We start from the raw sequence: 25,734 nt of genomic DNA on the forward strand, positions 1-25,734 counted from the left end.
ATTCCCCTCTTCGAAGACGCCGCCTTTCCTACGTCAGCCGGCGCGCCCCGACAACGGTTGAAGAACCGCCATCATGCCTTTTTTGTGGCTTTTACCCTGCCGGACGTGATTCCGAGGGCGCACTTCTCGCGCCTCTTGCGACGGCATCGCACCACGAACGCAGGGAAAAGCCCATACGCCGATCACGACTTGCGAGGCCGGATCACGATGCGCGGGGAGCGCATCCTCGCACCCCGCGACAAAGCCAAGCCGTCGACGGCTTGGACGCTTAAAGAGTGAAGGGGCCAAACACAGGCGCGGCGGCAGCGGCAGGCAGAGCGTGGCGAGCGCCACCAGCCCGGCGGGCCGGACGCTCGGTCAGCTCATACGCCGAACTGTCGGACAGAAGCGCCCTCAGGGCCAGCGCATTCATCTTGTGGCCGCCACGATAGGAGTGGTAGCAGCCGAGAACCCGCGCGCCGGCCAGCGCCTGATCACCCACCGCGTCCAGCGCCTTGTGGCGCACGAACTCGTCCGGGTAGCGCAGACCTTCCGGATTGATCACCGTCTGATCATGACCGATGACAACCGAGTTCTCCAGGCAGGAGCCGAGCGCCCGGCCGGCGGCCCAAAGCTGCTCGACATCGGCAAGGAAGCCGAAGGTGCGGGCCCGCGAGAGCTCCTTGCGGAAGGTCTTGGGCGACAGATCGAAGGCGAAGGCTTGGCGCCCGACAGCGCGCGAGGAAAAGTCGATCTCAACCTCGAAGCGGGTGCCGGCATAGGGTCGATATTCGGCAAATCCGCTGGCGGTCTCGACGCGCACCGGCTTCAGCACACGGATGTACTGACGCTTGGCGGCCTGCGCGATAGTGCCCACGGCGGCGAGGCCCTCGACAAAAGCGGAGGCGCAGCCATCGACGATCGGCACCTCGTCGGAATCGATCTCGATCACGACGTTGTCGACGTCCATCGCATAAAGCGCGGCCATGATGTGTTCGATGGTGGAAACGTGAACGCCCGAGGGAGCGGCAACGATCGTCGCCAGATCAACAGCCGGCGCGCTCCATGTGGAAACCGCGATCTCGTGACGAAACCCGGATGCGTCCACGCGGTGAAATACGATGCCCGTGTCTTCCGCTGCCGGCAGAAGAGCCATATGAACAGGCTGGCCGCCGTGGACGCCGACGCCTTCAAACTCGACTCGCGCGCCGATCGTCTGTTGCCACATGAACACGTCTCTTCTTTGTCACACAGATGATCCGGGATTGGATCAGCCCTCGGAGAGTGTCTCCAGGGCCGGGGCTTCAACGCGCCGCCGGAACGTTCATGCGACCTCTAAAACCAAGCGAAACCTAATTCGCCTGGCTGCCCATACCAAATCACGCTTGGTTACCCCGTGTTACCGATAATGCCGCGTTGACCATCGGCAGCGCGAAGTTGAGCGCAGCAGATATAAAACCGCCGGCCCAAAGGACCGGCGGCACACGTTGTAATTCAGCAACAGTCACATTCAGTTTGCCTGACGGCGGAGGAAAGCCGGAATTTCCAGCTGCTCGTCCTCGCTCATCGGCCGCGACTGGGACACAGGACGGGCAGCCGAATCGGCGGCGGCGCGGCGCGGGGCATAGGGATTATGCTGCGGCTCAGCCGGACGGCGCTCTTCGGCCGGACGGGGGGCGCGCGGCGCTTCCATATGCGGCGCGGCCTCCTCTCCACCGCCACGAGAAAGGCCTTTCGTCAGGCGGCTCAGGAGCCCCATCGGACCACGCTCGTCATGCGCCGCGTCAGCTCGGGTCTCGTGGCCATGGCGCTCCAGCTGAGCCTGAACGACCGGCGGGAAATCCTGAACCTGAGGCATACGCATCTGCGGGGCCTGCGGCGCCTGGGCGGCGGGACGCGAAGCGGGCATCACACGCTCAGGCTTGATCTCGGCCATTTCCGCTTCCAAGGCGGCGGTGAAATCGTCCTCGACCTCAGGCATGTCATGCGCCATCGGCTGCTCGTGGACGGGCTGACGCTCTACGCGAGCGGCGGGCGCGGGTTCGGCGGCGACCGCCGGCATGGGCTGAGGCTGAGCCTGGGGCGCCGGCTGAGGCGCGGCCGGGGCCTGACCGGCCGCCTGCGGAGCGCGCTGGGCGGCGGGTGTCGCCTTCACATGACCGCGGATCTCGACCGGGCGATCGAAGATCTCATTGGCAGCCTTGTCGATGCCGGTCGCCACGACGGAGACGCGGATGATGCCTTCGAGGTTCTCATCGAAAGTCGCGCCGAGGATGATGTTGGCATCCTGATCCACTTCTTCGCGAATGCGCGTGGCGGCTTCGTCCACCTCGAACAGCGTGAGATCACGGCCGCCGGTGATGGAGATCAGGAGACCCTGCGCGCCCTTCATCGACGTCTCATCGAGGAGCGGGTTGGCGATCGCGGCCTCGGCTGCGGCCAGCGCGCGGCCATCGCCGGACGCCTCGCCAGTGCCCATCATGGCCTTGCCCATCTCACGCATCACCGAACGCACGTCGGCGAAGTCGAGGTTGATGAGGCCCTCCTTGACCATGAGGTCGGTGATGCAGGCCACACCCGAATAGAGCACCTGGTCGGCCATGCCGAAGGCATCGGCGAAGGTCGTCTTGTCGTTGGCGATGCGGAAGAGATTCTGGTTCGGAATGACGATCAACGTGTCGACATTCTTCTGCAGCTCGTCGATGCCCTGATCAGCGATGCGCATGCGGCGCTGACCCTCGAAGTGGAAGGGCTTCGTGACGACGCCGACCGTCAGTATACCTTTTTCACGTGCCGCGCGGGCAACGACCGGAGCCGCGCCCGTGCCCGTGCCGCCGCCCATGCCGGCGGTGACGAAGCACATGTGCGATCCGAGAAGGTGATCGCAGATCTCGTCGATGGACTCCTCGGCGGCGGCCCGGCCAACCTCGGGCTGCGAACCGGCGCCGAGGCCCTCGGTCACGGCCACGCCCATCTGAATGATGCGCTCGGCCCGCGAGGAACGCAGCGCCTGCGCGTCCGTGTTGGCGATGACGAACTCAACGCCTTCCAGGCCGGCGTTGATCATGTTGTTGACCGCGTTGCATCCTCCGCCACCGACACCGAAGACGGTGATGCGGGGCTTCAGCTCCGTGATGTCCGGCTTTGCGAAGTTGATGGGCATTTCAGTGTTCCTCTTGCGATGGCCGCCTCGCCGCGCCGGCCGTGGTGCTTTTCATGGGTGCCGCGTGCGGCGTTTCGCTACGGGTGGGGAAGGCTGACGAGCTCTGCCCCGAACTCTTGATTCTCAAAAACTATGACGCAGCCAGGTGCCGAAGCGCCCAAGCCGGCTTCTGTCGTCGAAGACCAGCCCCGCTGCCGCGGAATCCGCGAAGCGTTCGCTGGCCGCGACCTGCGGGTAGATCAGAAGGCCCACCGAGGTCGCGAAGGCGGGGCTCTTGTTCGCCGCGCTGAGGCCCGCCACGCCGAGCGGCCGGCCCAGCCGGACGTTGCGCTGCATGATCGCGCGGGCAGTGTCGGAAAGCCCCGCGAGCTGGCACGCACCGCCGGTGAGAACGACGCGCTTTCCGATGACGTGGCCAAGGCCAGACGCGGCCAGGCGATCGCGGATCAGCTCGAACGTCTCCTCGACGCGCGGACGAATGATACGGGAAATAAGAGAGCGCGCGACGTTGATCGGAACGTCCCGCCCCTCCTCTCCCAGAGGCGCGATTTGAATCATCTGCGTGTCATCCATCAGTTCGCTCAGAGCACAACCGTGCATGACCTTGACACGCTCAGCCTGCTCGGGGCTGATCGAAAGTCCCCGCGCCAGATCCATTGTGATGTGATTTCCGCCGAGCGCGATCGAATCGGCATAGACGAAGCGCCCCGCCTGAAAGATGGCGATCGTGGTCGAGCCGCTGCCCATGTCGATGCAGGCCGAGCCCATGGCCGCCTCGTCCTCCACAAGCGTGGACAGGCCGCTGGCATAAGGCGTGGCGACAAATGCCTCTACCGAGAGATTCGCACGGTTGACCGCCGCCTCGAGATTGCGCAGCGGGGTCTCTTCCGCTGTCAGCACATGGAGATGGGCGCTGAAGCGGCTTCCCACCATGCCTTCGGGATTCTCGATGCCGGCCTCGCCGTCGAGGCTCATGTCGAAGGGCAGCGAATGAACGATGAGGCGTCCATCCTCCAGCGGCACCTGGGCGGCGCGCCCCAATGCCCGCTTCACATCCGCGGAATCGATCGTCTCGCCGGCGGCGACGGTTTCTCCCGAACCCTTCAGGCTCTTCAGGCGCCCCGCCGTCAATGAGACGATGAGCGATTCGATGGTCAAGCCAGCCATGCGCTCGGCGGCGTCGACGCAGTGGCGGATCGACTGCTCGGCCGCCGCCAGATCCACGACGACGCCGGACTTGACGCCGCGCGAGCGTTGGTGGCCGACGCCGACCACCTCGATTTCATGGGTCCGGCCCGGCAGGATCTCCGACTCCTGGCGCGGACGCAGCCGCGCAATGAGGCAGGTGATCTTGGAGCTGCCGACGTCGAGCACGGACACGGTGCGGGACCGGCGCGTGAGACCGGCGAGCCGAGGCAGGGAAGACGAACGGCGACGGGAGAACGGGCTCATACCTTGTTCTCCTTCTGGCGCTGCTTGATCAGCTTGTCGCGCTCCTTCAACCGGGCATTGCGGCGCACGACCGCATCGGGGGTCAGTTTGATGATCATCTGGTCCTCGACACGCATGTCGACCGAGAGAATGTCACGCTCCAGCAATCCCTCCTCTCGGTCCATGCGCATGACCTCGGCGGCGGCCTCGACCGGGTCCTTCTCCGGCAGGCGAATGGTGATGCCGTTGTCGAGCCGAAGGTCCCAGCGCCGATCACCGACGCGGATGAACGCCTTGGTACGGGCCTTGAGGCCGGGAAGTGCATCGAGCGTGTCGAGCAGCTCGGCGGCGGTCTTCTCCGCGCCACGACCAACGACCAGCGGGAGCGACGCAAAACGGCTGCCGGCATAAGGCACGATCTCGCGCCCTTCGCGATCGACGATGAACAGGTCGCGGTCGCGCTGCCAGAGAGCGAAAGGCTGGCGCTCGGTCAGCGTGATGTCCACCCGGTCGGGATAGACCTTCTTCACCGCCGCCGCCTCGATCCACGGCATGGCTTCCAGCGCCTGGCGCGCCGCATCCGGATCGAGCGAAACGAGGCTTTGCGAACCCGTGCCCCAGAGGATCTGAAGCACGTCGATCTCGGTCGTCTCGCGATTGCCGGACACATTGATCGTATCGAGGGCAAAACCCATTGGCTGGGCGAGGCTGTCGACAACGGTCGTCGTGTGGCCGCCGATCACCATGCCGTAAAGCCCCGTGGCCCCCAGCATCACGGCAGCAATGGTCATGAAGCGCGGCGCCGGCCAGCCACTCAGTCCCTCCGAAAGGGAGGCGACGCGGCGTCCGAGCATGGACACACGGCGGACGATGCGGCCCGCGCGGCCATCGGCATCAAAATCGAGAGAAGGCATCACCGCTGACATGACGCGTCTCCCACCATCCAGGACAAAAGTTCACCGAAGGAACGCCCTTCGGCGCGGGCGATATCCGGCACAAGAGAGGTCGGTGTCATGCCCGGTTGGGTGTTGACCTCCAGCCAGACGATCTCGCCACCGGCGCCCTCGCGGTCGTCGTAGCGAAAATCCGAACGACTCACGCCCCGGCAGCCAAGCGCCTTGTGCGCCGCGAGCGACCAGGCGCGCACCTTGTCCGCGACCTCCGACGGAATGGCCGCGGGGATCACGTGCCGCGAGCCGCCGGCCACATATTTGGAATCGTAATCGTAGAAGGAGTGGCCCTCGGGGATGATCTCACACACCGAGAGAGCCTCATCGCCGACGACAGCGCAGGTCAATTCCCGGCCAGGAACGAAGCGTTCCACCATGACGATGTCGCCATAGGGCCAGTCATCACGATAGAGCTCCTGCGGCGGCTCAAGCTGATCCTCCTTGACGATGAGAACGCCGAAGCTCGAGCCTTCCTTCACCGGCTTGGCGACGTAGGGCGGCGTCAGGGCGTGGGCCTTCGCGGCCTCGAGGCGGTGCATGACCCTCGCCTCAGCCACAGGAACGCCCGCCGCGCTCGCGACGATTTTCGCCCGCTGCTTGTCCATCGCGAGGGCGGACGCCAACACGCCCGAATGGGTGTAGGGAATCTGCAAGAATTCAAGAATGCCCTGGATGGTGCCGTCCTCACCGAATGGCCCATGAAGGGCGTTGAAGGCGACATCGGGCTTCAGAGCCGCGAGCCGCTCGGCAATTGCGTGATCGACATCGACACGCGTCACCGCGAAGCCCTCGGCTTCCAGTGCAAGGGCGCACGCCTCCCCCGACGCAAGGCTGACCGCCCGCTCCGAGGAAAAACCGCCCATCAAGACTGCGACATGCGTGGCCATCGACCGTGGATCCCGACCTTCTTGGAGGGTGACACCACCATTCATTGCCTCCCGATGGTTAAACAGTCGTTAACCGCAGGAGGCCATCGCAAGAAGTTGTAAGGGCTGATCCCGGTGCGAAGCTGACTTCTTAAGTCTGGGAAACTACCTCGGCATCCCATTGAAAACGCATGGGCCCCTCGGCCAGGCGAGGAGGCGGCGCGCGGCCGCCCAATGCTCCGCCGCCTCTTCAGGCGGACCGCTGTCGGGATCTCAACGGTAGAGAATAGGGAGCATCGTCAAACGGCGACATGATGGCGCCGTTGCCGCGGCGATGGACGACGTTGCCAGATGCCACCGCTCGGGAATGTGCCACGGCCGGCGTTCACCGGCCATGGTGGTGATCGCGTCTCAGGCCTCGGCCGCAGCGGCGGCCGTGGCGAGCGCATCCAGCTCCTTCGGCAGGGCATAGGCCCAGGTCGTGATGGAGCCGGCGCCGAGGCACACCACCAGATCGCCGGATTCCGCCATGCGATGAACCAGGGGAGCAAGCTCCTGCGGTCCGTCGATGAGCTTGACGTCGCGATGGCCGCCGAGCTTCAGGCGCTCGGCCAGCATCTGGGAATCGACGCCGTCGATGGGGTCCTCTCCGGCCGCGTAGACGGGGGCCAGAATCACCGCGTCGGCATCGTTGAAGCACGCCGCGAACTCGGCGAAAAGGCTCTGCAGGCGGGAGAAGCGATGGGGCTGGACGACCGCAATGACACGGCGCTTGGCGGACCGGCGGGCCGCGGCGAGGACCGCGCGAATTTCCACCGGGTGATGCCCATAATCATCATAGACGTCGACGCCGCCCGAGCTGCCGGTGAAGGTGAAGCGGCGCTTGACGCCGCCAAACCCCGCGAGCCCCTTGCGAATGGCGTCGGCCGGGATGCCGAGCCGATGCGCCACAGCGACCGCCGCCGTGGCGTTGGAGACGTTATGGATGCCGGGCATCGGCAGCGTCAGTCCGGTCACTTCCTCGGTCTCGCCGGTGACGCGGTCGCGAATGGTCACGTCGAAGGTCGAGCGCGGGCCGTCCGTCTCCACATTGCCGAAGCGCGCGTCGGCCTGGATGGTCTCGCCATAGGTGATAATGCGCCGATCCTCGATCTCGGCGACGAGGCTTTGCACGACGGGATGGTCGAGGCACATCACGGCGAAGCCATAAAACGGCACGTTCTCGACGAAGGCCCGGAAAGCCTCCTTCACCTTGTCGAACGTGCCGTAGTGGTCGAGATGCTCCGGATCGATGTTGGTGACGACGGCGACATCCGCCGGCAGTTTCAGGAAGGTGCCGTCCGACTCGTCGGCCTCAACCACCATCCAATCGCCCTCGCCCATGCGCGCATTGGTGCCATAGGCGTTGATGATCCCGCCATTGACCACTGTCGGGTCGAGGCCACCGGCATCGAGAAGCGTGGCGACCAGCGAGGTCGTGGTGGTCTTGCCATGGGTGCCGCCGATGGCAATCGCCTGGCGGAAACGCATCAGCTCGGCCAGCATCTCGGCGCGGCGGACGATGGGCAGAAGCCGCTCACGCGCCTCTACCAGCTCCGGATTGGAGCGCTTGATGGCCGACGAGACGACGACGACCTCGGCCTTGCCGAGGTTCTCCGCCGCATGGCCCACCGCCACGCTGACGCCGAGCCCGCGCAGGCGCTGGACGTTGACGTTCTCCGACTGGTCGGAGCCCTGGACGGTGTAGCCGAGCTTGACCAGCACCTCGGCGATGCCGCTCATGCCGATACCGCCGATGCCGATGAAATGAACCGGGCCGATACTGCGCGGTATCTTCATCGTCTTCATGGCTGAACTTCCTTCAAATCCTACCGGATTATTTTCCGGACGCGGGGATAGACTCTACGAGATCGGCAAGCAACCGCGCCGCATCGGGAATGCCGGTGGAGCGAGCAGCAGCCGCCATCGTGGAGGCGCGCGCCGCATCGGTCGCGATCTCCGTGATGAGCGCGGCGATCCGCTCGGGAGTGAGGGACGCCTGTGGCGCAACGATGGCGCCGCCGGCTTCCTCCAGGCGGGCGGCGTTGGCCGCCTGGTCATGATCGAGGGCGTAAGGATAGGGCACGAGGACGGCGGGGCGACCGACGACCGCGACTTCCGAAACCGTGGAGGCGCCGGAGCGCGAGATGACGAGATGGGCCGCGCCGATGCGCGCCGCCATATCGGAGAAGAAGGGCGCCACCTCGGCCTTGATCCCCGCCCCCTCATAGAAGGCGCGGACCCCGGCTTCATCCTCCGCGCGGGCCTGCTGGGAAACGACGAGGCGGGCCTTGAGCGCCTCCGGCAGAAAGCCGATCGCCTCCGGCATCGCCTCAGAGAAGAAGCGCGCGCCCTGGCTGCCGCCAAAGACGACGAGGTTGAACGGCTCGCCGTCCTTGCTCGGCACATAGGGCACCCCGGCGGCGGCGATCACGGCCGGGCGCACCGGATTGCCCGTCACCACCGTTTTGGAGGTCCAGGCGGGATCGGCCTGGTTCTGCGGGAACCCGGCGGCGATGCGGTCCGCCCGCCCGGCGAGGAAGCGGTTGGCCCGGCCCATCACCGCGTTCTGCTCATGCACGATGGTCGGAACGCCCGAACGCGCGGCGGCAAGCAGCGGCGGCACGGTCGGGTATCCGCCGAACCCTACGACGGCAGCCGGCTTCAGCTGCTTGATCAGCGCCTTGGCCTGCCGATAGCCGCTCCAGAGCCTGAGGGCGGACACCGCGACGGCCATGGGCGCCTTGGAGGCGAAAGTCGCCGAGCGAATGACGTGGATGGCGTCCGCCGGAAAGTTCGTGGAAAACCGGCCGACGCGGTCGTCCGTGACGAGATGCACGGAGGCTCCGCGCGCCTTCAGTTCGTGCGCGAGGGCCTCGGCGGGGAAAAGATGGCCGCCAGTGCCGCCGGCTGAAAGCAGGATCGGACCAAGTGTCAGGCTGGGCATTCAAGGCTCCGGCGTCGGGGGTTCAGGATCGCCCCACCTTCGCGAGTGTTTCGATAAGCGCGAGAGTCGCTTAGAGGCTGACCTTCAGGCGCCGTGATAAGCTGCGGTGCGTTGCACCAGCCGATCGGTCTGGGAGGCGTTCTCCGGCCGCTTGCGGGTGAGCGCCAGAATGAACCCCGCGCTGACGGCGACGGCGATCATGGAGGAGCCGCCGTAGGAGATGAACGGCAGCGTCATACCCTTGGCGGGCATGAGCTGAAGGTTCACCGCCATGTTGATGATCGACTGCAGACCGAAGAGGAACACCAGGCCCGACACCGCCAGCCGAGAGAACGGATCGCGCTGGCCAAGAGCAATGGAAAGGCCACGCACGACGATGAAGCAGAAGACGGAGGCGAGGATCATGCAGGCGATGATTCCGTACTCCTCGGCGAGCACCGAAAAGGCGAAATCGGTATGACTATCGGGAAGAAGCCGCTTCACCGTGCCCTCGCCCGGCCCCTGACCGAGCCAGCCGCCGCGCATGATGGCCTCTCGCGCCGTGTCGGTCTGAAAAGTGTCGCCCTCGCCCGTCCAGAAGCGGTCGATACGGCTGGCGACGTGGGGGAAGACGAGATAGGCCGACGCCCCGCCGACGACGCCGAGCACCGCCAGAATGGCGATCCACAGCCAGGGCATCCCGGCCATGAAGAAGAGGCCGCCCCAGGTCGCGGTGATCAAGAGGGTCTGTCCGAGGTCGGGCTGGGCGACGAGAAGCGCGTCGACGACGAAGAGCAGGATGATGGAGAAGAAGTTGCCGGGAATATCGGGTCGGCGCGCCCGCTCGGCAAAGAGCCACGCGCACAGGATGATGAAGGCAGGCTTCATGAACTCGGACGGCTGAATCGACAGCGCGCCAAGATCGAACCAGCGCCGCGAGCCCTTGATCTCCGTGCCAATGAACAGCGTCAGCACCATCATGACCAGCGAGACGCAGAAGATCACAAGGGCGGCGCGACGAACGCCGCGCGGCGTCAACATCGAGCAGCCGAGCATGGTCACGACCGCAGGAATAAGAAAGAACGCGTGACGTTTGACGAAGTGGAAGGGCTCGAGGCCGATGCGCTCGGCCACCGGCGGGCTCGCCGCAAAGGAGAGCACCACGCCCGCCACCATGAGGGCCAGGAACGCGGCCAGAAACCAGCGGTCGATGGTCCACCACCACTCGCTCACAATGCCACGATCTGCTCGGCTCGCCATGGGTTCAGCCTTTCTGGAAGATCTCGACGCCCTTCAGTCGACCAACCGCCTCGCGGAAGGCGGCACCACGAACCTCGAAGTTGCGGAATTGATCGAAGCTGGCGCAAGCGGGCGAAAGGAGAACGACCTCTTCCTCGCCTGTGCGCGCCGCATCCTGCGCCGCGTGCTCCACCGCCACATCGAGAGTATGCGATATTTCGTAAGGAATTCGTTCACCAAGAGTGGCGGCAAACGCCGGGGCCGCCTCGCCGATCAAATAGGCCTTCGCAATTCTCGGAAAAAACTCGCCGAGCGAGGTGATGCCGCCCGCCTTGGGCAGGCCGCCGGCGATCCAGTGGATCTTCGGGAAGGTCGCGAGAGCGGGAGCCGCCGCATCGGCGTTTGTCGCCTTGGAATCGTTGACGAAGAGGACGGGGCCGACGCGGCCGACCTCTTCCATGCGATGCGCCAGACCGGGGAAGGAACGAAGGCCCGCCGCGATCTCCTCGTTGGTCAGGTCGAGCGCCTCCAGGGCGGCAACTGCGGCCGCCGCGTTCTGGCCGTTGTGCCGGCCCCGCAACGAGCCGATGCCCTCGAGCGAGAACGTGATATCGCCCACGCCTGGGCGGCGGCGCACCACGCTCTTGCCGTCGAAGAAGACACCGTCCTCCAGCACCTTCTCCTTCGAGATGCGCACGACGCGCCCGCCCGCGCTCTCGATCTCGCCGGCAATCGCCCGGCAGAAGCCGTCGTCCACACCGACGACGGCTGTCTCGGCGCCCTTCACCAGGCGCGCCTTGATGGCCGCGTAGTTCTCGATGGTGCCGTGTCGATCGAGATGGTCGGGGGTGACATTGAGGAGAATGCCGACAGTCGGCTTCAGCGAGGGACCGAGATCGATCTGATAGGACGAACACTCGACGACGTAGAAGCGGTTGGGCGCCGGCGGATCGAGCGTCAGCACCGCGACGCCGATGTTGCCGCCGAGCTGGGTGTCGCGGCCATTGGCCTTGAGGCAGTGGGCGATGAGCGCGGTCGTCGTCGACTTGCCGTTGGTGCCGGTGATGGCGACGAAGGGCGCGCGCGGCGCCAGGGACCGCCGCTCGCGGGCGAAAAGCTCGATATCGCCGATGACCTCGGCGCCGGCGGCCCTTGCCATATCCACGGCCCAATGGGGCCTCGGATGGGTGAGCGGCACGCCGGGCGACAGGACAAGGGCCGAAACGCCTGTCCAGTCAAAGGTCTTGAGGTCGCTGGTTCGCATGCCCTCGGCGGCGGCGGAAGCCACCGCGTTGGGGCTGTCGTCCCACACGACGAGGTCCGCGCCGCCCTCGATCAGGGCGTGGGCGGTGGCGCGGCCCGAACCGCCGAGGCCGAACAGAGCGACCTTCTTGCCCGAAAGCGATGAGGCAGGGATCATGAAACGGGCCCTATCTGAGCTTCAGCGTCGACAGACCAAGGAAGGCGAGCAGGAATGCGATGATCCAGAACCGGACCACGACCTGACTCTCGGTCCAGCCGAGCTTTTCGAAATGGTGGTGGATGGGCGCCATCAGGAAGATGCGCTTGCCCGTGAGCTTGAAGGACGCGACCTGGAGGATGACGGACAGCGCCTCAGCGACGAAGAGCCCGCCGATGATGGCCAGCACTACCTCGTGTTTGGTGGCGACAGCGATGGCTCCCGTCATGCCGCCGAGGGCGAGCGAGCCGGTGTCGCCCATGAAGATCGCGGCCGGAGGGGCATTGAACCAGAGGAAGCCAAGCCCGGCCCCTATCACGGCGCCGCATAGCACCGCCAACTCGCCGGTGCCGGCGACATAGTGGATCTGAAGGTAGTTGGCGAAGTTCACATTGCCGGCGAGGTAGGCGATGAGGCCGAGGGCGGACGTGGCGATCATGATCGGCACGATGGCGAGGCCGTCCAGCCCGTCGGTGAGGTTCACCGCGTTGCCGGAAGCCACCATGACGAAGGCGGCAAACGCGGCGTAGAACCATCCGAGATCGACGAGGAGCCGCTTGGCGAAGGGAAAGGCCAGCGACGTCGAGAACGAGCCCGTGCCGCGCATGCCGATCCAGATCATCACCACGGCTGCGACGCCGGCGATCAGGAACTCCAGCGCCAGCCGCGCCTTGCCGGAAAAGCCCTTGTCGCTCTGCTTGGTCACTTTCAGGTAGTCGTCATAAAAGCCGATCAGCCCGAAGCCGACCGTGACCATCAGCACCATCCAGACATAGATGCTGGTGAGATCGGCCCAGAGCGCGATCGAAACCAGCACCCCGGACATGATCATCAGCCCGCCCATGGTGGGCGTTCCGGCCTTCTTGAAATGGGTCTGCGGGCCGTCGGCCCGGATCGGCTGGCCCTTGCCCTGACGCAACCGCAACGCGGCGATGATCGTCGGCCCGAACAGGAACACGATAATGAACGACGTGATGATCGCGCTACCGGTGCGAAACGTCAGGTAGCGGAACACGTTGAAGGCCGGGAACTGATCGCTCAGTAGGCCAAGGTATGCCAGCATTCTCAGGCCTTTCCGGCCGCGTCGGCCGGACCTTCTTCGCTCGCCGTTTCCTTTTCCGGCGAGCCGGCCGCGAGAAGCCGTTCGACGATCTTTCCGAACCCCATGGACAGGGAGGCCTTGACCAGCACCACGTCGCCGGAGCGCAACTGCGGCACGAGGCTCGCCGCCAGGTCCTTGGTGTTTTCGTGCCATTCGCAGGCGACGCGCCCTTCCAAGGCATCATCCAGCGATTTCATCGCCTCGCCGGCAAGGAAGACCTTGCCGAGGCCTGCCGATGCCAGCGCGCCGGCCAAGCCGGCGTGAAGAGCTGGCGCATGTTCGCCGAGCTCCAGCATATCCCCGAGCACGGCGATGCGGCGTCCCTCGCCTGTCGGGCGTGCATCTCCCAGGACGGCGATGGCCGCGGCAACCGAGGCGGGGTTGGCATTGTAGCTATCGTCGATGAGCACCATCGAGCCACCGGCGGGCAGCGAGATCGAATGGCGCTGGCCGCGCCCCTTGACCGAGCGCCAAGTCTCCAGCGCGCCCGCCGCCGCCTGGAGATCCGCGCCGACCAGTTTGGCGGCGCCCAGAACGGCCAGAACGTTCTGCGCCGTATGGCGCCCCGCCACCGGCAGAGCGATGGTCACTTCCTCGCCCTCGACCTGGGCGCTGATGCGGCTGCTCTCGGGCGCCGGTGTGAAGGACGTAAGGCGAACGTCGGCGCCAGTGCTTTCGCCGAAGGTAAGGATGGCCGTCACGCCCGCCTGTCGCGCCTTCGTGGCGAGACGGCTGCTCTGCGGATCGTCGGCATTGAGAAGCGCGGTGCCGCCGACCACCAGCCCCTCGAAGATCTCAGCCTTGGCGTCGGCGATCTCGTCGAGATCGCGGAAGTGGCCGAGATGGGCCGGCGCGATCAACGTGACGATGGCGACATGAGGCCGAACAAGTTTCACCAGCGGGCGAATCTCGCCAGGATGGTTCATGCCGATTTCGAACACGGCATAGCGGGCATCCGCCGGCATTCGCGCAAGACTCAGCGGCACGCCCCAGTGATTGTTGAACGAGGCGGCGGAGGCGTGAACGGGACCGGAGGCCGCCAATGCGTGGCGCAACGCTTCCTTGGTCGTGGTCTTGCCGACGCTGCCGGTGACGGCGATGATCTTCGCCTTGGAGCGCGCGCGGGCCGCTTCCGCGAGCCGGCCAAGCGCGACCAGAACGTCGTCGACGACGATCATCGGCGACTGCACACGGCCAAGCGCCGGAAGCTTCTTCTCCGCGACGACGAGGACGGACGCGCCGGCAGCGACCGCCGCCGTCAGGAACCCATGGCCGTCGAAGCGATCGCCCTTGATGGCGAAGAAGGCATCACCCGGCTGAAGTGTGCGCGTGTCGATCGAAAGCCCGGAGACGACCGAGGGCATGGCGCCAATGGGGCGCCCCCCTGTTGCAGCGACCAGAGCACCGATTTCCCAAAGATCCTCGCTCATTTTCCACCCTCCCCAATCGCGGCACGAACCTCCTCGTGATCGCTGAAGGGATGCGTCTCTTCGCCGATAGTCTGGCCATTTTCATGACCCTTGCCGGCGATGACGACAGTATCTCCCGCCCGCGCCTCGGCCACCGCATGGCGGATGGCGGCGCGGCGATCGCCGATCTCGGTTGCGCCCCTGGCGGCGGCCATGATCGCGGCGCGGATCGTCGCCGGGTCCTCGGTGCGCGGATTATCGTCGGTGACGATGGCGATGTCGGCGAGACGCGCGGCGATCTCGCCCATGATCGGGCGCTTGCCACGATCGCGGTCGCCGCCGCAGCCGAACACGACGATGACGCGGCCCGTCGTGAACGGACGCACAGCGGAAAGAACGTTCTCCAGCGCCTCCGGCTTGTGGGCATAGTCGACAAAGACCGGAACGCCGGACGGCGTCGTGCCGGCAAGATCGAGGCGGCCCGACGCGCCCTTGAGATGCTCCAGCGCGGCGAGCGCCTTGGCGGCCGGCACGCCGGTGGCGATCGCGAGGCCCGCCGCGACGAGCGCGTTCGCCATCTGGAACTCGCCTGCGAGCGGCAGAACGACGCGATGAAGCTCGCCTTCGGCCTCGATCTCGCCGATCTGGCGCCAGCGCTCCAGTTCCAGGCGCTTCAACGTCAGGAAGGAGCCCTTGCGCCCCACCGTCAGCACCTTGACGCCGCTCGCCTCCGCGGTCTTGACCACGAGATCGGACCACAGGTCGTCGGCGAAGACGACGGCCGGCGCGCCCTTGGGCAGGAGCGTCTGGAAGAGGCGCATCTTGGCGGCGAAATAGTCCTCCATCGTCGCGTGATAATCGAGATGGTCGCGGCCGAGATTGGAGAAGGCGGCGGCGGAAAGCCGGACCGCGTCGAGCCGGCGCTGTTCGATGCCGTGGCTAGACGCTTCCATCGCGGCGTGGGTCACCCCCTCCTCCGCGAGTTCGGAAAGCAGCTTGGCAAGGCCCACAGGATCGGGCGTCGTGAGCGAGCCGTAGTCGTCGCGGCTCGGCGATACGACGCCGGTGGTGCCGATGGAGGCGGCGGCAAATCCCGCCGCGCTCCAGATCTGGCGGGCGAAGGCGGTAATCGATGTCTTGCCGCTGGTGCCGGTGACGGCCACCATGGTCGCCGGCTGACGCTCGCCATAGAAGCGGGACGCCATGAGCGCCAGCGCCCGGCGCACGTCGCGTACCGGGATGACGGGCAGACCGGCGTCGATCGTCGCCGCCTCGTCCGTCAGCACGGCGGCGGCGCCCCGCGCCTTCGCGTCGGCGACAAAGGTAACGCCATTAGCCTTGGCGCCGGGAACTGCGACGAACAGGAAACCCGGCGCGACTTTTCGCGAATCAGCGGTGACGCCCGTGATCTCGAGGTTGCCGAAAGCCGTTTCGGCGGCGATGCCTTGGGACAGATCAGACAGTCGCATTAACCATATTCCACGCTGCAGAGAAAAGCCGGCGACAGAAGCGCCGGCCTTTGGTCTCTCTCGTTCTAGCCTCTAATATGAGACGAGCAAGGACTTTCCGCTGTCGCCGAAATCCGGCTTCACCTTGAGCAGCGGCGCTGCCCGCCGAATGATGGCGCCGACGGTGGGCGCGGCGTTCATGCCGGCCGTTGCGTAGTACTTGCCGGGCTCGGGCTGCGGCTCATCGATGACGACGAGAACGACGTATTGCGGGTTATCGATCGGGAAGGCGGAGAGGAAGGCGTTGAACTTCTTGGTGTTGGAGTACTTGCCGCCGACCACCTTGTTCGCGGTTCCCGTCTTTCCGCCGACCTTGTACCCTGGGATGTTGGCCAGATTGCCCGAGCCGCGATCATCGGCGACGTTCAAGCGGAAGAGATAGCGCATCTCATCGCTCGTCTTCTTCGACACGACCTGCTTGGCGAGCGCCGCGGCCTGCTCCTCCGTACGGGGAAGGAAGGTCGGAGGAATGAGGTAGCCGCCATTCATCAGGGCAGCCGCCGCCACCGCCGTCTGGAGCGGGGTCGTCATCACGCCATGGCCGTAGGAGATGGTGATCGAGTTGATCAGCTTCCACTCCTTCGGCTGGCCGGGCGTGGCCACCTCGGGAAGCTCGGTGTGCATGCGGGTGAGCAGGCCCATCTTGGTCAGGAAGGCCTTGTGGCCTTCGATGCCGACCGTCTCGGCCTCCTTCGCCGAACCGATGTTCGAGGAATAGATGAAGACCTCGGGCACGGTGAGAGGCCGGTGCTTGCCGTGGAAATCGGTGATGCGGAAGCCGCCGATGTAGATCGGCTTCGTGGCGTCGAAGCTGTCGGTCATCTTCACGAGCCCGGAATCGAGCGCCATGGCGGTCGTGAAGGTCTTGAACGTCGAGCCCATCTCGAAGGTGCCCGCCGACATCCGGTTGAGGTTCTCCTTCTTGAGGGCATCCACCGGATTGTTGGGGTCGTAGTCGGGCAGCGACGCGAGGGCCAGAACCTCGCCCGTGCGGACATTGAGGACGACGCCGCCCGCGGCGATCGAGCGATAGCGCTGCATCGCTGCGGCCAGTTCGTCGCGCACGATGTGCTGGACGCGCAGATCGAGCGAAAGGTTGACCGGCTTGAGGTCGGTGTCGACGGCAAGCCCCGCGCTCTGCAGCGCGCTGTAGCCGGCATCGTCGACATATTTCTCCATGCCGGCGATGCCCTGGTTGTCGATGTTCACAAGGCCGACGACATGGGCCGCGGTGGGGCCGCCGGGATAGAAGCGCTTCTTCTCCGTGCGGAAGCCGATGCCGGGAATGCCGAGCTTCAGGATCTCCTGCTGCTGGCGCGGCGTCAGCTCGCGCCTCAGCCAGGCGAAGCCCGCCTTGCTCGACAGGCGATCGTGAAGCGTCTTGGGGTCGAGGTCCGGCAGCACGGAAAGCAGAAGCTCGGCCGCCTCGTCGGCATCGACGATGCGACGCGGCTCGGCATAAAGCGAGGCCGTCTTGATGTCAGTGGCCAAAACCTTGCCGTTGCGATCGAGCAGATCGGGGCGCGCCGCCATGATCTGGCTCGGAACGTAGCGGTAGCCGCCTCCATCGGACGGGAAGGCCCCCCACACAGCCATGCGCCCGCCGATGACGACATAGATGGCGCAGAAAAGGGCCACCGCGATGACGAAGCGCTCGCGATGACGCGGCATCGCCACCTCGCGGCGCCGCCTCGAGGCCAGCATGAAGCTGCTGGCCGGCAGGTCCTCAGGCTCTTTGCGGCATTCCTTGATGAAGTTGATCATCGCACGGCGCTCCGGCTGCTGTCGGCATAGCCGCCGAGGGTCTTGGTGGCGTCGGGCACAAAATCGATATGAGGTGCCGGCAATTCGTCGGGCTCGACGATCTGGTCTGGGCGCATGGCCTGCAGGCCGAGATCGGCGGAGAAGGTGTCGGCGAGACGCTGGAGCCGATCCGGCTGATCGAGCAGGCTCCAATCGGCTTCAAGCAGGGCGATGGTCTCGCGCTCCTGAGAGATCTGGCGGTCGAGAACCGTGACCTTCTCCTCGATCGCCTCGGCCTCGTGCTTGATCTTGTAGGTCCAGGCGGCAGCGGAGATCATCACCGCGATCAGGATAATATCGAGCGTTCTCAACATGGCGATCAGGCTCCCGACCCAGGCAGAGCCGCAAGTGACGGCATATCGAAGAATGAAAGAGGCGTGGCGCGGGGCGCCGCCTCGGTTCGGCGACCGAAGCGCAGCTTCGCCGAGCGGGCGCGGGGATTTTCCGCGCTTTCCCGCGGCGACGCGGCGGTGGCCTTTTGATCGGATTCGAAGACGGCCGGCAAGACATGAGCGGCCGGCAGATGACGCGATCCCTCGGCTGTCTCCGCACGGTCACGGAAAAAGCGCTTCACGATCCGGTCTTCCAACGAATGGAAGGTGACGACGGCGAGCCTACCACCCGGTCGAAGCACATGCTCGGCGGCGACGAGAGCGCGAGCAAGCTCGCCAAGTTCGTCGTTGACGAAAATCCGAAGCGCCTGAAAGGTACGCGTCGCGGGATCGATGCGGTCCTTGGGCGCGCGTCCCACCACCCGGCCGACAAGCGAAGCGAGATCAAGTGTCGTCTCGAAAGACTGCTCAGAGCGTCGGGCGTCGATGGCGCGGGCAATGCGCCCGGCATGACGCTCCTCACCCAGAATGCCGATGACGCGGGCGAGGTCAGAAACCTTCAGCTGATTCACGACATCCGCTGCGCTAGGCCCCTTGCCGCTCATGCGCATATCGAGCGGCCCATCCTTCTGAAAGGAAAAGCCCCGCGCTGCCTCGTCGATCTGCATGGAGGAGACGCCGATATCGAGGACCACGGCATCGACGGGGCCGCGGATGGCGCGGGCAACGAGAGCATCGAGATCGCCGAAACGCCCCTCCACAAGGGTCAGGCGAGGCGCGAAGCGGGCCACCAGATCAGCGGCGCCGGCGATGGCCGCGGGATCACGATCAATGCCGAGGACATTGGCGCCACGCGCCAGAAAGGCGCTGCTGTAGCCCCCTGCCCCGAAGGTGCCGTCCACGACCTGCTCACCGCCCTCCAGGGAGAGCGCATCAAGAACCTCGGACAAAAGCACCGGAATGTGGCGGACAGGTCCGCCACCAACAGGGGCCTCACCCCCGCCGTTACCCGCCATCATTCCGGTGTACTCTGGGACACGCCCTTGCTGAGGTGCAGCCGCGCCAAACGCGCACGGGCCTGCGCCCTGTGGGCCTCGAATTGGGAAGGCTCCCAAAGCTGAAAGAAATCGTTGCGCCCGACAAACGCCACGCGATCGGTGATACCGGTGTGAGTGCGGATGAAATCGGTCACAGTGATCCGCCCCTCCGAATCGAACTTCAGAAATGCACCGTCGCCGTAGGTGAAGAGCGACATGTCCGCGAAGGTCTCGCTGAAAGGGTCCTCGGCCTTCATCCGATCCTCGTAGCGCTGGAGAAGGTCCATCCCCCCAACGTCGATCGCCGGATGCGCGATGGACTGGAGCGCATAGAGCTGCGGGTCGGCGCGCTGCGCCAGCACCTGACGGAAGATCGCCGGCACGGAAACACGACCCTTGGAATCGATATTGTTGACCGCGTTGGAGAGAAACCGGTCCATCAACAGCCAGACCTGCTTCTTCGGCCACCGCGCCCGACATTTGCACCCCCGCTCGGTTGGTCCACTGACGACACGCAGCTACCCGTGAGGCACCCACAAAGCGGAATGCCTTGCCGCCTTCGATCACCTCGAAGGTGCGTTTGGTTGTTGTTGAAAAGGGCCTGAACGACCCTTGCGATGACGTGAAAAGGGATAGCATGGGCCATCTTGGGCGTCAATGGGATTGCCCCCCACGGAGGCAGTTCGGGGAGCTTCAGTCCTTTATAATTCGACTGTCTTAACGCCCTATTAACGTTAGGTTTTCCTTACTTGCTCGCAGCCGACGCCGCACGGCGCCCGATGCTCTGCCGTTGCGTCAGATCGCGTGGAAAACACCCTTGAAAGTCAACAGCGAAGGCGAGGAAAACGCTCAGCTTTCCGAACTGTTTTTGGCTTGGCAAAAAAAAGTTTGGGCGTGGGCCCGCGATCATGTGGGAAGGCGCGTCCCATGTCCTCCCACGGTGCGCAAAATCGTCGTCGTGTACCAAGAAAGATGCCAGCCGGCCTATAAGCCGGGTTCTGTGGGACAGCCTTGCGGCTGACCGGCGACCATTCCTCTGGGACGCCGCTTGCGCGGCGCCTCAAGCAACCCACCCGAACGACTGGCCTGGAGAAGGCTGACGACCTCGCGGCCGCCACGTCATTCCTATTCGGTCTTGCTCCCGGTGGGGTTTGCCGTGCCGCTCCTGTTGCCAGTCGCGCGGTGGGCTCTTACCCCACCGTTTCACCCTTACCCCGCCAGCACTGCGGCTCCAGCACCGGACAATCCCGGCGATTCAGCCGCACTACAGGCGGGGCGGTTTCATTTCTGTGGCACTTTCCCTGGGGTCGCCCCCGCCGGGCGTTACCCGGCACCGTTTCTCCATGGAGCCCGGACTTTCCTCTCCCGCCGTCTTTCGACATTGAACGGAAGCGGTCGCCCGGCCGGCTGGCGGCCCGTCAGTGCCCCGCCAAGGCGCGCCCTGTCAAGCGCGAGACGCGAAGGGAGAGTTCGGCAGGGCGACGAGAAGACGGTGGAGCGTCGTCACAGTGGACGCGTCGGCGACGCCATCGACGCGCGACTGACGGAAATGGCGCTGGAAGGCGAGCGTGACGAGGCGCGTCGCCGGCCCAAAGTTGCCGTCTATTTCGACCTCGTATCCATAGGCGGCCAGCAGAGCCTGGAAAGCCTCCACCGGCTGCCCGCGATCACCAAGACCGAAATGGCGCCCATCACCCAGCGGCTCGGGCGCGGCCCAATGCCCGACACCTTCGCGGAAGAGCGCGTCCCACGGAAAAAGCTCGCCGGGGTCCTGCTTGCGCGCCGGAGCGGTGTCCGAATGGGCAAGGATGGATTCGGCAGAAATCCCATGGCGCGCAGAGACGTCGCGACATAGCTCAGCCACCGCCATGATCTGCTTGGGCGGGAACGGCCGATAGCCGTACTCATGCCCAGGATTGACGATCTCGATGCCGACGGAAAAGGAGTTGACGTCGCCGCGTCCCCGCCAACTGCCGGCGCCCGCATGCCAGGCGCGCCGCGCTTCCGGCACCATCTGGAGCACGTGGCCGTCCTCATGAACCACGTAGTGGCAGGAAACCTTACTCTCCGGCGAAGCGAGATGCTCCACGGCGGCGGCGGCATTGGCCATGCCGGTGTAGTGGAGAATGATGGTGTCGAGCCGGGCGCCGCTGCGGCGTTCGTCATGGTTGGGCGAGGCGATCACTTCGCTTGCGAGGGGACTGTCGGGCGTCATGCGGCTCGGGCCTTCACAATATTCTCATAGGCATGGTTGATCGCCTTCATGCGCTCGGTGGCGATGGCCAGAAACTCATCCGGCACGCCCCGCGCGATGAGGCTGTCGGGGTGGTTCTCGCGCACAAGCGCCAGATAGCGGCGGCGCACGGCCTCCACCGGCTCGGCCGGGTTCACGCCGAGAATGGCGTAATCCTGGCCTTCGCCTGCCGTGTGCCGGGCGCGGAGCGAGGCGAAATCCACGGGATCGAGGCCGAAGATCTCGGCGATCCGAGCGAGGAAGTCGAGCTCCCGCTCGTGGACGAAGCCGTCAGCCTTGGCGATGTGGAACAGGCCGTCGAGCACGTCGGAAAGAAGCGCGCACTGCTTTTCACCATCTTCGCACAGGCCCGCAAGGCGCGTCGCATACGCCTCGAAGCCCGCCGTATCCTGCTTGGCGAGGTCATAGAGGCGAAAGACGTTGCGCATCTCGTCCGCCGGAATGTGGAAAATCTGTTGGAAGGCCGCCACCTCGGCGGGCGTCACCACGCCATCGGCTTTCGCCATCTTCGCGGAGAGCGCGATCATGGCGATCGAGAAGGCGACGCTGCGCCGTGTCTGGCGATCGCCGCCGAACACCGAGCGCACCGTCTCCACCACGGCGCCAAGCGTTGCCCGGCCCTGCCCCGGCAGAGCGAGCAGGATCTCGGTAAGCTTGCTGAGGGCCTTCATTCTTCGCTCCGAACTTCGCCGAGTCTGCCGTCCGATTCACATCGGCCCGCTTCGATTTTCGACGAGCATCGTCTTTTTTCAAGTTGTGCGAGGAAGAGCAAGCGTCGTGCGCGAACCATGCGGCAGCCCAACGTCGCGCAGCCCCTCCCCGACACGGTTTCGCGCAGGGTTTGACGCACCGTCGCCACGATTACCCAGAAGAAAGGCGGCAGATCCGCCACATGCATGGGGGCACGATGGCAGACCAGTGGACAATGACGCATCAACGCAAATTTAACCATGACGGGCAGAGTTTGGCTCCCGCAACGGCGCTCTGGCGCCGCATCGAGGGGGCGCAGGCTCAAACATGACGATCGAACGCTTTCCCAAACAAGGAACGCGACACCGCGGCATGAGGTCTCGCAACTTTCTGCGAAAGACTTCGGCGATGGCAGCCGTGGTCATCGCCGCATTCGCCGCCGGGTGCACCTCGACATCCATGGATGCGCGCAATCTCGGATTGACGGAGTTTCACTCGGCCTCCGTCTACGACTACCCGGTCCACGGGATCGACGTCGCCAAGTATCAGGGTCCGATCGATTGGGACCGGGCGAAGAAGGCCGGCATCGCCTTTGCCTATCTCAAGGCGACGGAAGGCGGCGACCGGGTCGATGATCGCTTCGCGGAAAACTGGGCGGCGGCCGGACGCGCCGGCGTTGCGCGCGGCGCCTATCACTTCTTCTATTTCTGCCGGCCCGGAAAGGAGCAGGCGGACTGGTTCATCCGCAACGTGCCTCGTGATCCCGACGCGCTGCCTCCGGTGCTCGATGTGGAATGGACGCCCGACTCGCCGACCTGCACGCGCCGCCCGCCGCGCGACGAGCTAGTCCGCGAGATGAAGGATTTCCTCGACACGGTTGAGCGCCACTATGGCGTCAGGCCGATCATCTACGTGCCGATCGACGTTCACCGCGAACGGCTGGTGGGTGCCTTCCCTGGCCATGAATTCTGGCTGAGGGCGGTGAAGGACTTCCCCGCCAACGTCTACGAGGAACGCGATTTCCGCTTCTGGCAGTGGACGGGAACCGGCACCGTACCAGGAATTGGCGGCGAGGTGGATCGCAACGTCTTCGCCGGCTCGAAATCCGATTGGGCGAAATGGCGCGCGGCCACTCGCGCGCGGGCACGGGGATGGGGATAGGGGCGGGCACCGGAATAGCGGCTGTGGTCTCCCCCGGGCGACGGATGGCGACAATCGGGCGTGACTTCTTCAAAACGCCGCTTTATCCCTCCATGACCGCTGCCCGAATCGTGTTTTTCAGGGGAATTCCTTCGCCAATGAATGCCTTGCGTCTTGCCGCCCTCTTCGCCGCAATGATGGGGAGCGTTTCCATGTCCGCCGCCCAGCAGGTGCCGTGCGGTGGCGATTTCAACTCCTTCCTCCAGGGCGTCGGCGCAGAGGCCGAGGCCAAGGGCGTACCCGAAGCCAAGGTGACGGACGCGCTTTCGCGCATGCATCTCGACCAGAAGGTGCTGTCGCGCGATCGTGGCCAGGGCGTGTTCACCCAGACGTGGAAGGAGTTCTCCTCCCGCATGGTGAACGCCAACCGCCTCGCCAAGGGCAAGCAGATGCTCCAAAAATACGCGAGCAACTTCGCCCGCGTCGAGGCCGAAACCGGCGTGCCCGGGCCGGTCATCACGGCGTTCTGGGGCCTGGAAACCGACTACGGCGGGTTCCTCGGCGACTTCGACACGCTCTCGGCATTGGCGACCCTCGCCCACGACTGCCGCCGTCCGGAAATCTTCCGGCCCCACCTCATCGCGGCGATCAAGCTTTTCGCGCGCGGTGATCTGCCGCCGTCCGAGATGAAGGGCGCCTGGGCGGGCGAAATCGGCCAGACGCAGCTTCTTCCAGAGGATTATCTGGCCTACGGCACAGACGCCGACGGCAACGGGCGGGTCGACCTTCGCAACGACGTGCCGGACGTTCTGGCGACGACCGGCAAGTTCATTCGCTCGCTCGGCTGGCAGGGCGGCCAGCCCTGGCTGGAGGAAGTGCGCGTTCCTGCGAATTTCCCCTGGGACAGAGCGGCCCTCGTCTCCAAGGAGCCGCGTTCCAGCTTTGCCGCGCTCGGCGTAACCAAGGCGAACGGCGCTCCCCTGGAGAACGACTCGCTGCCCGCCTCGATCATCCTGCCCATGGGGCGCAAGGGGCCGGCCTTCCTCGCCTTCCCGAACTTCGACGTCTATCTGGAGTGGAACAAGTCGCTGGTCTATTCGCTGACAGCCGCCTATTTCGCGACGCGGCTCGACGGCGCCCCGGCGGTGGATTTCGGCAATCCTGAACAGGGCCTCACGGGCGACCAGATGAAGGCGCTGCAACGCAAGTTCGCGGCGCGCGGCTATGATGTCGGCGACATCGACGGCATTCTCGGCGAGAACACGCGAGCCGCTGTGCGCCAGGAGCAGCTTCGGCTGGGGCTTCCGGCTGATGGCTGGCCGACGCCCGCGCTGCTTCAGGCCGAGTAACCGGCCTTCCGATTGAGGCGCCCCGATCGTGCCCCTCGCCTCCCCCCTGTCGCGCCGCCGCGTATCGAGACGGCGCGGCTCATTCTTGAGGCTCATGAACTCAAGGACTTCGATGCGCTCCTCGCCCTCTGGCGCGACGAGGCGATCGTTCGCCACATTTCGGGCAAACCTTCCACCGACCAGGAAAGCTGGTTCAGGATGCTGCGCTATCGCGGCCTCTGGCCACTTCTAGGCTTCGGCTATTGGGCAGTTCGTGAAAGGGCCAGCGGACGCTTTGTCGGAGACATTGGCTTCGGCGACTTTCATCGGCCGCTGACGCCCTCCATCAGCGGCCAACCCGAGGCCGGCTGGATCATATCGCCTGCCGCCCAGGGACAGGGCTATGCCCGAGAGGCCATGACCGCCGCGCTCGCCTGGCTGGACGAGGCAACGCCCCATTCCGCCAGCGTCTGCATCATCGCGCCCGACAACCCGCCGTCGCTGCGTCTTGCACGTCGCCTCGGTTATGGCGAGGAGCGCACCATTGATTTTCAGGGCGAAGCGGCGGTTCTGCTGACACGGCGAAGGCCGGCTTGAGCGGCTGGCGCTGCTTCAGGATCAGTCCACCAGTTTTGCCAGATGATGCAGCAGCACGTCATGGCGCGTGGGCTTGATACAGACGGGAACATCGCCAAAGCGACGTCGAAGCTCGGCCTGCGAGGCATGGCCCGTGTGGAAGAGGAAGGGAACGCCCCGGGCGGCCAGAGCCTCGGCCACGGCAAAAGCATCCTTGCCATGCATGTCGACATCGAGAATGGCCGCGTCGATCTCATCGTCCTCGTCCGTCGCCAAATCGAGCGCGGTCTCGATGTCCATCGCCGGCCCCACGACCTCCGCCCCCGCGTCCTCGAGCGACATTTCAAGATCCAGCGCGATCATCGCCTCGTCCTCAACGATCAGGATGCGCCTCTCGCTGAGCCCCTTCGACTTGGGATCATCGAGCCGCGCCATGGCGCGGAAGGCAGCGGCCGGAAACCGCGAGGGAAGATAAATCGACGGCGACCACAACATCTTACACA

Annotated in this window: 22 protein-coding genes and 1 other RNA gene; 3 read left to right on the plus strand and 20 right to left on the minus strand. The window is 65.4% G+C overall.

Annotated elements, in window-relative coordinates; all coding sequences use genetic code 11:
- Nucleotides 1–268: 268 nt before the first annotated feature.
- From lpxC to B5D38_RS02265, 19 genes are all read right to left on the minus strand, one after another.
- The gene (lpxC, locus tag B5D38_RS02175) at nt 269–1,207 is read right to left on the minus strand and encodes a UDP-3-O-acyl-N-acetylglucosamine deacetylase (protein WP_078706739.1); all 939 of its coding nucleotides are present in this window, start codon (nt 1,205–1,207) and stop codon (nt 269–271) included.
- 282 nt (nt 1,208–1,489) lie between these two features.
- Nucleotides 1,490–3,142 (minus strand): cell division protein FtsZ, encoded by a 1,653-nt coding sequence (ftsZ, locus tag B5D38_RS02180; protein WP_078706740.1) that lies wholly within the window; start codon nt 3,140–3,142, stop codon nt 1,490–1,492.
- Between the two features lie 123 nt (nt 3,143–3,265).
- Entirely contained in the window at nt 3,266–4,594 is a 1,329-nt protein-coding gene (ftsA, locus tag B5D38_RS02185; RefSeq protein ID WP_078706741.1) for a cell division protein FtsA, read from the minus strand.
- Nucleotides 4,591–5,499 carry a cell division protein FtsQ/DivIB gene (locus B5D38_RS02190; protein WP_245318734.1) on the minus strand — a complete coding sequence of 303 codons (909 nt, stop codon included), beginning with the start codon at nt 5,497–5,499 and terminating at the stop codon, nt 4,591–4,593. Before B5D38_RS02190 ends, ftsA begins: the two co-directional genes overlap by 4 nt.
- The gene (locus B5D38_RS02195) at nt 5,487–6,410 is read right to left on the minus strand and encodes a D-alanine--D-alanine ligase (RefSeq protein ID WP_078706742.1); all 924 of its coding nucleotides are present in this window, start codon (nt 6,408–6,410) and stop codon (nt 5,487–5,489) included. The genes B5D38_RS02190 and B5D38_RS02195 overlap by 13 nt, the downstream gene beginning before the upstream one ends.
- A 390-nt stretch (nt 6,411–6,800) precedes the next feature.
- Nucleotides 6,801–8,228, minus strand: a complete 1,428-nt coding sequence (murC, locus tag B5D38_RS02200; RefSeq protein WP_078707073.1) for a UDP-N-acetylmuramate--L-alanine ligase — start codon at nt 8,226–8,228, stop codon at nt 6,801–6,803.
- Between the two features lie 37 nt (nt 8,229–8,265).
- Complete coding sequence (gene murG, locus B5D38_RS02205; protein ID WP_116002564.1) at nt 8,266–9,366, minus strand: undecaprenyldiphospho-muramoylpentapeptide beta-N-acetylglucosaminyltransferase; 1,101 nt, start codon at nt 9,364–9,366, stop codon at nt 8,266–8,268.
- Between the two features lie 93 nt (nt 9,367–9,459).
- A complete protein-coding gene (ftsW, locus tag B5D38_RS02210; protein WP_078706744.1) occupies nt 9,460–10,614 on the minus strand; it encodes a putative lipid II flippase FtsW in 1,155 nt (384 codons plus the stop codon).
- Between the two features lie 4 nt (nt 10,615–10,618).
- Nucleotides 10,619–12,013, minus strand: coding sequence for a UDP-N-acetylmuramoyl-L-alanine--D-glutamate ligase (gene murD, locus B5D38_RS02215; RefSeq protein WP_078706745.1), 1,395 nt, complete (start codon nt 12,011–12,013; stop codon nt 10,619–10,621).
- 10 nt (nt 12,014–12,023) lie between these two features.
- Entirely contained in the window at nt 12,024–13,115 is a 1,092-nt protein-coding gene (gene mraY, locus B5D38_RS02220; RefSeq protein WP_078706746.1) for a phospho-N-acetylmuramoyl-pentapeptide-transferase, read from the minus strand.
- 2 nt (nt 13,116–13,117) lie between these two features.
- The gene (locus tag B5D38_RS02225) at nt 13,118–14,584 is read right to left on the minus strand and encodes a UDP-N-acetylmuramoylalanyl-D-glutamyl-2,6-diaminopimelate--D-alanyl-D-alanine ligase (RefSeq protein WP_078706747.1); all 1,467 of its coding nucleotides are present in this window, start codon (nt 14,582–14,584) and stop codon (nt 13,118–13,120) included.
- Nucleotides 14,581–16,032, minus strand: coding sequence for a UDP-N-acetylmuramoyl-L-alanyl-D-glutamate--2,6-diaminopimelate ligase (locus B5D38_RS02230; RefSeq protein WP_078706748.1), 1,452 nt, complete (start codon nt 16,030–16,032; stop codon nt 14,581–14,583). Before B5D38_RS02230 ends, B5D38_RS02225 begins: the two co-directional genes overlap by 4 nt.
- Before the next feature lie 72 nt (nt 16,033–16,104).
- Complete coding sequence (locus B5D38_RS02235) at nt 16,105–17,835, minus strand: peptidoglycan D,D-transpeptidase FtsI family protein (RefSeq protein ID WP_078706749.1); 1,731 nt, start codon at nt 17,833–17,835, stop codon at nt 16,105–16,107.
- The gene (gene ftsL, locus B5D38_RS02240) at nt 17,832–18,188 is read right to left on the minus strand and encodes a cell division protein FtsL (protein ID WP_078706750.1); all 357 of its coding nucleotides are present in this window, start codon (nt 18,186–18,188) and stop codon (nt 17,832–17,834) included. Before ftsL ends, B5D38_RS02235 begins: the two co-directional genes overlap by 4 nt.
- Nucleotides 18,189–18,193: 5 nt before the next feature.
- Entirely contained in the window at nt 18,194–19,225 is a 1,032-nt protein-coding gene (gene rsmH / locus B5D38_RS02245; protein WP_078706751.1) for a 16S rRNA (cytosine(1402)-N(4))-methyltransferase RsmH, read from the minus strand.
- Nucleotides 19,222–19,683 carry a division/cell wall cluster transcriptional repressor MraZ gene (gene mraZ / locus B5D38_RS02250; RefSeq protein ID WP_078706752.1) on the minus strand — a complete coding sequence of 154 codons (462 nt, stop codon included), beginning with the start codon at nt 19,681–19,683 and terminating at the stop codon, nt 19,222–19,224. Before mraZ ends, rsmH begins: the two co-directional genes overlap by 4 nt.
- A gap of 531 nt (nt 19,684–20,214) precedes the next feature.
- Nucleotides 20,215–20,654: RNase P RNA component class A (gene rnpB, locus B5D38_RS02255), an RNA gene on the minus strand.
- A 33-nt stretch (nt 20,655–20,687) separates the two neighbouring features.
- Nucleotides 20,688–21,458 (minus strand): peptidoglycan recognition protein family protein, encoded by a 771-nt coding sequence (locus B5D38_RS02260; RefSeq protein WP_078706753.1) that lies wholly within the window; start codon nt 21,456–21,458, stop codon nt 20,688–20,690.
- Nucleotides 21,455–22,168, minus strand: a complete 714-nt coding sequence (locus B5D38_RS02265) for a J domain-containing protein (RefSeq protein WP_078706754.1) — start codon at nt 22,166–22,168, stop codon at nt 21,455–21,457. Before B5D38_RS02265 ends, B5D38_RS02260 begins: the two co-directional genes overlap by 4 nt.
- Nucleotides 22,169–22,595: 427 nt before the next feature.
- Here B5D38_RS02265 and B5D38_RS02270 point away from each other — a divergent pair, with 427 nt between their 5' ends.
- The 3 genes from B5D38_RS02270 to B5D38_RS02280 all read left to right on the plus strand — a co-directional run bounded on the left by B5D38_RS02270 (nt 22,596) and on the right by B5D38_RS02280 (nt 25,252).
- Nucleotides 22,596–23,348: a glycoside hydrolase family 25 protein gene (locus B5D38_RS02270; protein ID WP_245318737.1), complete on the plus strand. Its 753-nt coding sequence runs from the start codon at nt 22,596–22,598 to the stop codon at nt 23,346–23,348.
- A 137-nt stretch (nt 23,349–23,485) separates the two neighbouring features.
- The gene (locus B5D38_RS02275) at nt 23,486–24,676 is read left to right on the plus strand and encodes a lytic murein transglycosylase (RefSeq protein ID WP_078707075.1); all 1,191 of its coding nucleotides are present in this window, start codon (nt 23,486–23,488) and stop codon (nt 24,674–24,676) included.
- Nucleotides 24,677–24,688: 12 nt separating this feature from the next.
- Entirely contained in the window at nt 24,689–25,252 is a 564-nt protein-coding gene (locus B5D38_RS02280; RefSeq protein WP_078706755.1) for a GNAT family N-acetyltransferase, read from the plus strand.
- 21 nt (nt 25,253–25,273) lie between these two features.
- On the opposite strand, the gene B5D38_RS02285 is transcribed toward B5D38_RS02280, so the two are convergent.
- Nucleotides 25,274–25,726 carry a response regulator gene (locus tag B5D38_RS02285; RefSeq protein WP_165690761.1) on the minus strand — a complete coding sequence of 151 codons (453 nt, stop codon included), beginning with the start codon at nt 25,724–25,726 and terminating at the stop codon, nt 25,274–25,276.
- Nucleotides 25,727–25,734 lie beyond the last annotated feature (8 nt).

Origin of the sequence: Consotaella salsifontis, from assembly GCF_900167365.1 — a bacterium.
Lineage (GTDB): Bacteria > Pseudomonadota > Alphaproteobacteria > Rhizobiales > Rhizobiaceae > Consotaella > Consotaella salsifontis.